At 70.3% G+C, this 12763-nt stretch carries 1 protein-coding gene (running past one end of the window); it reads left to right on the forward strand.

Going from position 1 to position 12763, the window contains the following annotated elements; all coding sequences use genetic code 11:
- A protein-coding gene (locus HWW87_RS14265; protein ID WP_347879291.1) for an SDR family NAD(P)-dependent oxidoreductase crosses the window boundary here: on the forward strand, positions 1-12735 show its 3' portion. The gene continues 8076 nt to the left of window position 1, outside the view; 12735 of the gene's 20811 nt are visible here — the last part of the coding sequence; the start codon falls outside the window, past its left edge; its stop codon occupies positions 12733-12735.
- Positions 12736-12763 lie beyond the last annotated feature (28 nt).

The following is a 12763-nucleotide window of genomic DNA, read 5'->3' on the forward strand; positions in this document are numbered from 1 at the left end:
GCCGGCCAGCCGTCGTTTGCGCGCGCCCGCTGCGTGCCGCAGGGCGCCGGCCGGCCGCGGCCGCGCATGGCGCTGGACACGCTCGCCGCCGGCTATCCGCACGCGATCGAGCACGGCGTGCTCTATGACCGGTTCGCGCGGGCCGGTATTGCCTACGGGCCCAGCTATCGGCTGATCACGCGCGTCGCGCATGACGCGCAGGGTGCTGTCGCGTGGCTGCGCGCCGATTCCGGGCGAGGGATGATCCAGACCCTCGATGCGATCCTCCAGGTCGTCGCGGTCCTCGAAGAGGGCACGGCGCTCAAGCTGCCGCGGCGGATCGACACCGTGCGCCTCAATCAGTCGCTCGATGCCGTCGTGACGGTCGTCGCGCAGCGTATCGGGGACGGCTGCTATGACGTGACCGCATGCGACCGTGACGGCAATGCGGTGCTCGAAGTGTCGGGCTTCCGGCTCGTGACCTCGCCGGACGGCGGCAGCCGCCTCTATGAGCCGCGTTGGCGCGAGATGCCGTCCGCGCCTGCGCAGCCGTCCGGCGATCGGACTTATCTGTCGCTGCGTCCCGATGCGCATCTCGCGTTGCCCCACACCGTGACCGGCGAGCTTGTGGTCGACGCGCGCGCGCTTGACGAAGCGGAACCCGCACGGACGCTCGAAGCGGCGCGCGCGCTGTTCGCCCGGCTCTGTGCCTCGCAGCCCGACGCTCTGCGGGTAACCGTGCTGACGGCCGGCGCGGTCCCGGTCGATACCGCGGCGCCGGTCCGTCCGGTACAGGCGGCGCTGGCCGCCATCGCCCGCTCGGCGGCGGCCGAGCGCCCCGGGCTGAGGCTCCAGGTGATCGATCTCGCGCATGACAGCGCCGCGTCGCGCGAGGATCTGCCCGCGCGGCCCAACGGCTTGCCGGGCCTGGCGGCGCTGCGCGGCGGCCGCTGGTACGGCCGCGTGATGCGGCCCGTCGCGCATGTGACGCCGCACCGGCTGCTCGGGGACGGCGAGACCTGCCTGATCGTCGGCGGGGCCGGCGGGATCGGCTTCGCACTCAGCCGGGAGCTCGCGCGCACGCATGGCGCCGCGCTCGGCTGGATCGGACGCCGGCCGCTCGACGAATCGATCCGCGCACGGATGCGCGAGATCGAGCAATTGGGCGGCCGCGTGATCTACGTATCGGCCAGCCTCGGCGACGAGGCGGCGCTGGCCGACGCGGTGCGCGCGATCCGCAGCCGGTTCGGGCCGATAAGCGCCGCGATCCACAGTGCGATCGTGCTCGACGATGCGACGCTCGACACGATGCGCCCCGAGCAGTTGGCCGGCGTGCTGGAGCCGAAGGTCGCGGGATGCGCGAATCTCCATCGCAGCCTCGAAGGCGAACCGCTCGACAAGCTCGTGCTGTTCTCGTCGGTGTCGTCGCTGCTCGATTCGCCCGGGCAGGGCAACTATGCGGCCGCGAGCGCCTATCTCGACGCATGGGGAGGCGAGTTGCGCCGCCGCTGCGGCGTACCGGTCTTCGTCGTCAACTGGGGTTACTGGGGCAGCGTCGGGATCGTCTCGGGGCCGCGCTATCAACGCGAAATGACCGCCCGCGGTGTCGGCTCGATCGAGCCCGCCGACGGCTTCGCCTGTCTGCGGATGCAGCTCGGCGCCGGTCTGCCGCAGGCCATGGTGATGAATGCCGATCCCGGCCGTTTCGCGTCGTTTGGCTTGACGCTTGAAAACGCGACGGCTCCGTCCGCCGCGACCGTGGTTCATTCGATACAGGGGAATTCGATGTACACAGATGGAGGCAAGCCGTCGTCGGGCGGGGCGCTGCCGCATGGTGCGCCCGATACGGCGCGGCCTGCGGTCGAGCGCTATCTGGCGGGCGTGTTCGCGCGCGTGCTGAAGTGCGATGCCGATACGCTCGACGTGAACGAGACTTTCGACACGTTCGGCGTCGATTCGCTGCTGGGCATGGATCTGCTGCGCGCGCTGCGACAGGATCTCGGCGAGTTGCCGTCGACGCTGTTCTACCAGAAGCTGACGATCGCCGAAGTGGCCGCGTACCTTGTCGAGCACAAGGGCGATGCGCTGGCCGCGGCGTTCGCGCCGGCGGGCGGCGTTGCGACGCCCGCCAGTGCCCCCGGCGCCGCGATGCCGGACACCGAACGCGCTCCGCGGGCGGCGATGTCGGTCCGAGCGGCGAACGCCAGCCGCTCGAGCGTGACCGCGCTGGCCGACGCCGTCGTGCTCGACTATGTGCGCGGCGTGTTTGGCGGAGTGCTCAAGCTCGAGCCCGACGCACTCGATCCGCACGAGACCTTCGAGTCGTACGGCGTCGATTCGCTGCTCGGCACCGATATCCTGCGTGTGCTGAAGGCCGATTTCGCGGACCTGCCCTCGACGTTACTCTATGAACGGCTCACGATCGCCGAAGTGGCCGGTTACCTGCGTACCGAGCGGGCCGCCGAGGTCGCGCGGCGGCTGACACCGCGATCGGACGCCGTCGATGACGGCAACCCCGCGGCGGTTCCGGACGCGGACGGCATCGACGCTGGCCGCTTCGCACTCGACGAGCCGGCGCCCGTGACACCGGCGGCGTCGACGGCGCGGCCCGCGCAACGAGCTCGCCGGCGCGACGGCGACATCGCCGTGATCGCGTCGGTCGGACGCTATCCCGGCGCGCCTGACCTCGATGCGTTCTGGGACAACCTGCGTGAGGGGCGCCGTTCCATCGTTACCGTCCCGGCCGACCGCTGGGATGCCGACGCGTATTTCGATCCGACGCCGCAACCGGATCGCAGCTACGGCAAGTGGGGCGGTTTCATCGACGGCGTCGACCAGTTCGACCCGAAGTTCTTCGGAATCCTGCCTAGCCAGGCGGCGGCGATGGATCCCCAGGAGCGCCTGTTCCTCGAAAGCTGCTGGGACCTGCTCGAACAGGCCGGCCACAACGGCAGCGACACGCGCGAGACGCGTACCGGCGTGTTCGTCGGCATCATGTACGGGTCATACGGGCAGATCGCGGCGGCGGCGGGCTGGCCGCAAGGCCGGTTCAACCTGGGGCACAGTCCGTATTGGTCGGTGGCCAATCGGGTGTCCTACACGTTCAACTTCAGCGGCCCGAGCATGGCCGTCGATACGGCCTGTTCGTCATCGTTGACGGCGTTCCATCTCGCCTGCGAGGCGATTCGCCGCGGCGAATGCCGCCAGGCCATTGCCGGCGGCGTGAACGTGATCCTGCATCCCGCGCACCATATCGCGCTGAGCGCGATGCAGATGCTCGGCACGGGGCTGGCGTGCCGAACCTTCGACGAGTCCGCGGACGGGATCGTGCCCGGAGAAGGTGTCGGCGCAGTGCTGCTGCGGCCGCTCGAAGATGCGCTCGCGGACGGCGACGAGATTCTCGCGGTGGTGCGAGGCAGCATGATCAATGCGGGCGGCAAGACGGGCGGCTACACCGTGCCGAACGTGAACGCGCAGGCCGACGTGATCACCGAGGCATTGGCACGCGCGGGCCTGGCTCCGGACGAGGTCGGCGCGATCGAGGTGCACGGAACCGGCACCCAACTGGGTGATCCGATCGAAATCGCCGCGTTGAACCGGGCCTACGGCGGCACCGGCCGGCCGGCGCCGTTGCTGGTGGGCTCGGTCAAGTCGAACATCGGCCATCTGGAGGGCGCCGCCGGCATCGCCGGGATCAGCAAGGCGATTCTGCAACTGAGAAACCGCGCCGTTGCGCCGTGCGCGGGCCTCGACGATCTCAACGAGAAGATCGATTTCGGTGCCGCCGTGATGCCGGCGCGCACGCTGCAGCCGTTGGCGTCGCTCGGCGAGGACCGGCCATCGGCGTGTGGCGTCAGCTCGTTTGGAGCCGGCGGCGCGAACGCCCATGTGGTCCTGCAGCAATGGCAGGAAAACCGCGTACCCATGCAGACGGCGGGTGAGCAGGCGTTCCTGCTGTCGGCCAACAGCCATGCGCAACTCGCCGCGTATGCGCTACGCGTGGCCGATTGGTTGAAGCGTCATCCCGAGGCGTCGCTGAGCCGTCTTTGCTTCACGAGCCAGACGGGCCGTCGTGCGTTGCCGGTGCGCGCGGTCGCCATGGCCGGGTCGCTCGATGCGTTGCAGGCCGCGCTACGCGCCATTGCCGCCCGCGATGCGGCGGCGCTGGTTTCGCCGGAGGTGGGGCAAGGCACCCTGTCGCTCGGCGGCATCGCGGATGAACTGATCGCGCTGCTGATCGCGCGTCGCGGGCTGCGTCAGCTCGGCGAGCTGTGGGTCAATGGCCATGAGATCGCGTGGCGGCGCACTTGGGATGCGGCGCCCGTCCGCTGCGCATTCCCGACCGTGCCGTTCGAGCACAAACGAATCTGGATGATGCCGCCGCCCGGGGCCGCCGCCGATGCGCGGCCCGCGCAGTCGGCCGCGCGGCTCACGCGGCTCGCGGCGGCCCATCGCATCGGCGGCCGCGCGCTCGTGCCGGGCGCAGCGCTGCTGGACCTGATGCTCGACCGACAGGGGCCTGACGCGCCACGCGCGGTGCGGGCGGTGCGCTGGCTGCGCCAGGCGGTGGTCGAGGGGGACGGTACCGATCTGCCTGTCTCCGACGATGCCGACGGCATGCTGGTACGCGGGCAGGACGGCGAGATCGTCGCGCGCGCGCTGGCGGCCGAGCTGCCGTCGAGCGCATCGGCCCCGCGTGATCTTGCCGCACTGACGGCGACTCACGGCGACTTCTCGGAAGGCGCGACGCTCTATGAACGGCTGCGTGCAGGCGGCTTCGAATACGGCCCCGAACTGCGCGCGGTAGCGCGCTTCGCCGCCACTGACGACAGCGTCGTCGGCGAACTCGACGCGACGCTGCTCGTGCCCGAGACGGCCTTCGCCGTCGCGGTAGACGCCGCCATGCAGCTCGTTGCGCTGCTGGCGCGCGAACCCGCGGTGCCGGTCTCGATCGACGCGGTCATGCAATTCGGTGCGCCTGAGCGGGCGCGCGTCATGCTCGTCGAGCGCACGGCCGACCCGGCGCGTTTCGACCTGACGCTCTGGGATGCGGACGGCCATGCGGTGCTGCGGCTCGACGGCCTGCGGATCGCGGCGCTGCCGCAGCCGGGTAACGGCGGTCCGGAATATCTGTGCGCGGTCGAACGCGCGATGCCATGTCCGGCAGCCGTGATGACGGCGGGAACGGTCCTGCTGTCGGGCGGCGATCGCGCCGATCATGCCGTCCTCGGCGATACACTGCGCCGGCGCGGCTGGTCCGTACTGCACGACGACGGCGCGCCGCTGTCGGGCCTCGATGCGGTGCTGGTGCTGCTCGACGCGGCCGGCGCCGATCCAGCATCGGCGCTGGCTGCGCAACTGGCCGGCCAGCGGCGTCTGCTCGAACGGCTGAAGGCCGGCCGCGACGGGCGCAAGGTTCGCCTGCTGGTCGTCGGTCGCAGCGGCGATCTGGTCGCGGGCGCGCTGGCGGCCGCCACGCGAACGCTGGCGATGGAGTTTCCGTGGCTCGCCTGCAGTCATCTGGCCATTGCGCCGGGCGCGCTGGAGCAGGCCGACGGTGTGGCCGACGAACTCTGCGCACCGGCGCAAGAGGAAATGGTGCGTCTGGACGGTGATGCGCGTCTCGTGCGGTGTCTGCAGCCAATGGCGGGCGACGCGACGGCAGCGGCAGCAGTGCGTCCTGGCGCGGTTTATATCGTGAGCGGCGGCGCGGGCGCACTCGGGCGAGTGTTCACCGCGCATCTGGTTTCGCGCGGCCCCGCGACGGCGGTCGTGCTCGGCCGCTCCGAGGCGACCGACGAGCTGAATGCATGGATGGCGAGCCTTAGCGTACGCGGCAGCCGTGTCGTATACGCACGCGTCGATGTCGGTGATGCCGATGCCGTTGCCGATGCAGTCGCCGAGATCGTCGAACGGCACGGACCGGTGCGCGGGGTGCTGCATGCCGCGGGTGTCGTCGACGACGCGTTGCTGCTGAACAAGACCGATCGCGCGATCGCGCGCGTGCTGCGTCCGAAAGTCCGTGGCGCGCTCGCGCTCGACGCGGCCACGGCGGACGCGCCGCTCGACTTCTTCATGCTCTGTTCATCGCTCGTCGCGGAGACCGGCAATATCGGCCAGATCGACTACGCGTCCGCCAATCGCTTCCTGATCGAATTCGGCGCGGCACGCGAGCGCGAACGCGCGGCGGGGCGCCGGCACGGGGTGACGGTGTCGATCGCGTGGCCGTTGTGGGAGGCGGGCGGCATGCGCGTCGACGCGGCGACCGAGGCGTTGTTCCGCGAGCGTTTCGGGATGGCGGCCCTGAGCACCGAAGCCGGTCTGGCCGCCTTCGAATTCGCGTTGGCCGGCCGCCATCCGAGCTTTGCGCTGGTCCAGCGGTATCGGGCCGGGACCGCGGGCCTCGCCGCGCGGTCCGGTGACGTCGCCGCGCCGGCCGGCAACGCGTCCACGCCGGCGGTGACGCCGCGCGACGAAACGCGCGCGCCGGCGGCTGCTCCGGTTGCCGCGGGCGCGATTGCACCCGCGTCGCTGCGGGCCACGATCCTGACCACGTTGCAGCAAATCGGCGCGTCCTATCTGTTCGTCGATCCGGCCGAAGTCGATCCCGAAGGCGAACTGCTCGAATTGGGCTTCGATTCGATCTCGCTGACCGACATGGTCAACCGGATCAACGCACAATTCGGGCTGGACCTGCTGCCGACCGTGCTGTTCGAATGCCCGACGCTGGGCGACGTGGCGGATTATCTCGGCCGGGAGCATGGCGCGCGGATCGCGGCGCGGTTTGCCGCGGCGCCGTCGACCGAGGCCGTCGCGATGGCCTCGCGCCCGGTGGGTGAGGTCGCGGACGCGATGGTGCAGACGCCGACGCGCGCGGCCGTGCTTCAGCCGACCGAATCCGCCACCGGCCTGTCGCGTGACGAGGGCGGTGTGGACGGCGAGGCCGGTGCGATCGCCGTGATCGGCATGGCCGGCCGGCTCGCCGGCGCCGCGTCGCTCGACGCGTTCTGGGATGCCCTGGAGCACGGCGTGAGCCTGACCGGCGCTCCGCCGTCCGAGCGCACCGCCTTGCTCGACGATCCGGTCACGTGCCGCGTCGAGGGCGGATTCCTCGCGGACGTCGCGCGCTTCGACGCTGCCCGCTTCGGGATTTCGCCGCGCGAGGCCGCGCTGATGGACCCGCAACAGCGGATCTTTCTCGAGACCGTGTTGCAGGCCGTCGAAGATGCCGGCTATGGCCAGCAGTGGTTGGGCGGCCGCGAAATCGGTCTGTTCGTCGGCGCATCGACGAGCGACTACGAGAGCATGCTGACGGACGCGGGTGTCCGGGTCGAACCGCATGTCGCATCCGGCGTCGCGCATTCGATCATCGCGAACCGGGTGTCGCACCTGTTCGACTGGCATGGACCGAGCGAGGTCGTCGACACCGCCTGTTCGAGTGCGCTCGTCGCGGTTCACCGGGCGATTAGCGCGCTGCGCAACGGCGAATGCGAGATGGCCGTGGCGGGCGGGGTCAATGTCACGCTGTCGCCCGGCCTGTTCCATGCGTTCATCGATTCGGGCATGCTGAGCGCCGATTTTGCGTGCAAGACGTTCGACCGGAAAGCCAACGGCTATGTCCGCGGCGAAGGCGTCGGCGCTGTCGTGCTCAAGCCGCTGCGGCGCGCGCTGGCCGAGCGCGACAACGTGCTCGCGATCGTGCGCGGCAGCGCCGTCAACCACGGCGGCAAATCGAATTCGCTGACCGCGCCGAATCCGGCCGCGCAGGCCCAGGTCATCCGGCGCGCGATCGCCGATGCCGGGGTCGATCCGCGCCGGATCAGCTTCGTCGAAACGCATGGAACCGGCACGCCGCTCGGCGATCCGGTCGAAATCGAAGGCCTGAAGCAGGGCTTTGCGCTCGCCTGTGACGATGCCGGCGTCACCGTCCCGGCGTCGCCGTGGGTTGCGCTCGGCGCGGTCAAGACGACGGTCGGCCATCTCGAGGCGGCTGCGGGGATCGCGGGCTTCCTGCGCACTGTGCTCAGCATGCGGCACGGGCGTCTGGCCGCCAATCGCCATTTCAGCGAACTCAATCCCTATATCCGCCTCGACGGCTCGCCCTTCATGCTCCTCGATCATGGGCGGCCCTGGGCAGCGGCCGATGGCGCGCCGCTGCTGGCGGGCGTCAGCGCGTTCGGTTTCGGCGGCACCAACAGCCATGTGATTCTCGAGTCCGCACCGGCCATGGTCCGTGAGCCGTCGGCAGCGGCCATGCTGGCTTTCCCGCTGTCCGCGCCGGATGCTGGCCGCCTCGCCGCATATGCCGACGCGCTGGCGAACACGCTGGCGACGCGCGACGTCGCGCTCGAGGATGTCGCGTTCACGCTGTGCGACGGGCGCGACACGCTCGCGCTCCGCTGCGTGCTGGTGGCCGATTCGATATCCGAACTGACGGGGCAGCTTCAGATGCTGGCGCGTGGCGACGCCCGCGACGCAACGCGGCTCGACCTGCTTGCCGCGCCGGATCGCGACGCGGCGCTCGAGTGGCTGTCCACCGCTCGCGCCGCATGGCCGGAGCACGGCGGCCGGCGCTGCTCGCTGCCTGCAGTGCCGCTCGCGGGCGAGCGGCACTGGTTCGCGGCGCCCGGTATCGCGACGCGCGGCGACGAGGTCGCCGATGCGGTTGCGCCGGCTACGCCGCCTGCCGATCGGGATGCGTCCGCCGCTGCGGCGCTGCGGACGCCCGTGAAGGAAAGCGGACCTTCGCCGGTGTCCGCTGTCGCGCCGCGGATGCCGGTGCTGCTGCGTCCGCTGTCGGCCACGCCGGCGCCGTCGCACGCCATGCCGGCGGCATCGGAAGCCGGTGCGGCACGTCGTGGTACGGCGCGTGTGACGGACACCGGCGCGCCCGTTACGGCGGCGGCTTCGGCACCATCGATCGTCGATGCGATTCGACGGGATCTGGCCGAGATCCTGCTGATGACGCCGGAGCAGGTCGACCTCGACGCGCGCTTCGACGATCTCGGACTCGATTCGATCTTTCGGATGGATCTGGTGCGCCGCCTGAACGAGCGCTTCGCGACGCAACTGAGCGGTGAGTCGCTCTACAACGTCGAATCGGTTGCGGCACTCGCACAACTGGTCGAGGCGACCCGTGCGGCCGGCGGCGCCACGGCGCAGCCGGGCGTCGTGTCCCACGCGGTCGACAGCGCGCTGGCCCGCGACAGCGTGCCCGACCGCGCCATCGATGCCTCGTGGGTTCGCGATCACGTCGAGGCGCTGACCGGGCGGCAGCTCGGCGATCAAGACGATTTCAGCAACGCCGGCCTGACCTCGTTCGACATGCTGCGCGTGATCGCCGGCCTCGAGACCACGTTCGGCCCGATGCCGAAAAGCTCGCTGTTCGATTACCCGACGCCTCGAGCGTTGGCATCCTGGCTCGCCGCCACCTACGGCGACGACGCGGCGATCAGGCTGGCCGCGTCGCGCCCGGCTAGCGGCGCGACCGCGCGCGTTCCCGTGCGAACCGAGCGGTTGGCCAACGGGGCGGCCGTGATCGCCAAGCGCGAGTTGTCCGCGTATCCGGATCTCGCCGCCACGGTCGCGTCGCTCGAAGCGGCATGGGCGAAGGAGGGCGGGTTGCCCGGCCGCGACATCGCGCCGCTGATCTTTCTCGGCAGCGAGGGCAGCGGCTACCTGAACTTTTCCGAGCGCGACGGCCTGCTGCTCGCATGGAGCTCGGTCGTCGACGAACACCGCTATGCCGCGCTCGCGGCGGAATGGGTCGAATGGGCGACGTCGCGCAATCTGCGCCCGAACCTGCTGTCGATGATGCCGCTGCCCGAGCTGGCCGGGGTGCCGTTCTGCGCGACCTCGTTCGGCACCGTGCAGCGCCTGACCGACATCGCGTCGTTTTCCCTGAACGGCAAGGACATGACACGCCTGCGCAAGAAGATCAATCGCTTCGAGCGATCGGGCGCGGTGTCGGTGGAGGAATACGCGCTCGGCCGCGAGCCGGCCACGGACCGGCGGATCGTCGAACTGATCGACGAATGGGCCGCACGCAAGGACATGGTCAATCCGTATGTCGGCACGGTTCGGCACGAGATCGGCGCGGGCATTCTCGCGAAGCGTCACCGGTTGTTCCTGACCCGGGTGGACGGCCTGATCGTCGCGGCGATCATCGTGACGAAGATTCCGTCCGAAAACGGCTATCTGCTCGATCTGGAGTTTTTCGGCGACGCGATGGGCGACGGCGGGCTCGACTACACGATCGTGGCGATCATCGAGCGCCTCGCCCAGGAAGGCGTGCAAATGTTCAGCTTCGGCGCGACGCTGGGTGTCGTCGTCGCCGATTCTCCGAATCCGAATCCGCATGTCGAGCGCACGCTCGGGGAATTGCGCGATTCGGGCATCTTCCGCGGCGACGGCAATTTCCAGTTCAAGAACAAATACCGGCCGGACAATTTGCCGGTGTATCTGTGCCAGCCCGCGGCGGCATCGGCAGTCGACGTCTCGTCGGTGCTGCTGCTGATCGTCAACCCGTCGATCCCGCCGCGCGGCGACGCGGCATCGATCGCGCCGCCCGTCGTGCCGGATGACGCGCAGGCCGCCGCGGCAGCCGGCATCGACGCGGCGACGGTGGACCGCGCGCCCGTGCACGGCGAAAGTCCGCGGCGCGCGCGCCTGCGTGAAGCGGGATGGAATCCGCTGCGCCTGCCGCCTGCTGCCGGCGTCGTCGATCTGGTCACCGATTCATGGGCGGAGCGCGACGACTTCGCGTTCGCCGAGCGAGTTCGCGAGCTGACCGATATGGCCAATGCGATCTGCCTCGACCTCGCGGATCAGCGCCTGCTGCCGTTCTCGTACGTGCAGGCGGCGCCGTCGGGACGCGCCGCCGAGATGGCCTTGCTGCGCGCGGCAGAGGGGCCGAGGAAAGGCATTCTGCAAAACCATCTGTTCCAGAGCTGGACCTTCAACCAGCTCGAACTCGGCTGGGTGCCGCATCGGCTGACCACGCTGCCGCGCAGCGCGGATATCGACCTCGCGCATCTCGACCGGATGATCGAGCAGCATCGGGCGACGATCGGCCTCTGCTGCATCGAGCTGGCGCCGAACGCAACCGGTGGCCGGGCAATCTCGCTCGACAACCTGCGCGCCGTGAAGGCGCGGCTTGCGGCCGCGTCGATCCCGCTCGTGTTCGACGCGACGCGCGGGCTCGAGAATGCGTGGATGATCAGCGAGGCGAGCGACCGGTCGTTCTGGGAGGTCGTCGCCGAATTGTTCGGCTTGGCCGACGTGCTGACGCTGTCGATGTCGAAGGATTTCGGCGTCAATGCGGGCGGACTCGTGGCCAGCAATCACCCAGCGATCACGCGCGCGCTCGAACAGCGCGTGTGCGACCGCGGCCACGACGTATCGATGGCTAGCCGGCGCCTGTTCGCGAGCGCGCTGGCCGACCGCGACTGGCTGGAACGAGGGGTCGCCGCACGGATCGCGCATGTTGCGCGCGTTGCTGCCAGCGTCGCCGCGGCCGGCATTCCGGTGCGGGCCGCCGGCGCTCATGCGGTGCTGATCGATGCCGCCGCCTGGTGCGCGGGCCACGCCGATCCGGTCGCCTCCGCACTGGCCTGGCTATACGACGTGACCGGCGTGCGCGCCGCGCCGCATCTGTCGGCCGGGCTCGACGAAACGGGGCAGTGCATCCGGCTCGCGGTTCCGGTCGCGCTTGACGACGCAGCCCTCGATGCACTGGACGCGGCCTTCGCTGCGTCGCGCGCCGCCGCAGCCCCGGCCGAGCTGTTGCGCGTGCCCGGCAGCGCCGGCGCCGCCGCGCAATACGTGATCCGCGACAGCGTGCCCGACGACGTGGTCGAGGCGCTGGCCGGCGCTACCCCGGGCGCGCCGGCGGCCCGCAACGAGGAGGTCGCGCGTCGCTGGCAGCCGGCCGTCCGACGGCATCTGGTGCCGTACGAGGGTGCGCAGATCGAGGTATTCGAGTGCGGCGCCGGTGAACCGGTCGTCCTGCTCCATCCGTTCAATATCGGCGCAGGCTTCTTCGCGCCGCAGTTCGCCGAATTGGCCCGGACGCGTCGCGTGGTGGTCGTCCATGCGCCTGGCGCGGGCGCGACGACGTATGGCACGGACCTCACGTTCGCCGGACTGTCGCGGCTCGTGCTGGCGGCCGTGGTCGGGATCGGAATCACTTCACGCTTCGTCGTGGCCGGCGCCAGCTTCGGCGGATTGACGGCGCTCGCGGTCGCCCACGCCTTTCCGGAGCGCGTCGGCGGACTCGTGCTGCTCGGCAGCTCGTACAAGGTCGGCAACCGGCGCGGCGAAGTCAATCGTCTTGCGGTGGTCGCGCGCGAGGATTTCGACGCGCTCGACCGCGCCGGCGTGACGCTCGACCGGCCGCGCGGCGAATACGAGCGCCTGCTCGCCGAATGCGAAAGCATGGATCCGAAGATCGGTCTGCGCTATCTCGACGTGTTCGCGGCCCGGCCGAGCCTGCTCGACGCCGCCCGCGCGCTCCAGGTGCCGACCTTGCTGATCCATGGCGAACACGACACCGTGATCGCCCGCGCGATCGCGCACGAAATCGACGCGGCGATTCCGGCCGCGCGTTACGTCGAGCTCGACGACGCCGGCCATTTTCCGAGCCTTACCTCGCATGTCCGCGTCAATGCGCTGATCGATGCGTTCGTCGATGCCGTCGCGTCGTCGACGTCGCCCGACGCCGATCGGCTCGATCGCCGCGCCTATGCGCTCGACTGACGCCAACCGGACACCGCTTGCGAAGTCC

This window comes from Burkholderia sp. BCC0419 (assembly GCF_902830285.1).
Classification (GTDB): domain Bacteria; phylum Pseudomonadota; class Gammaproteobacteria; order Burkholderiales; family Burkholderiaceae; genus Burkholderia.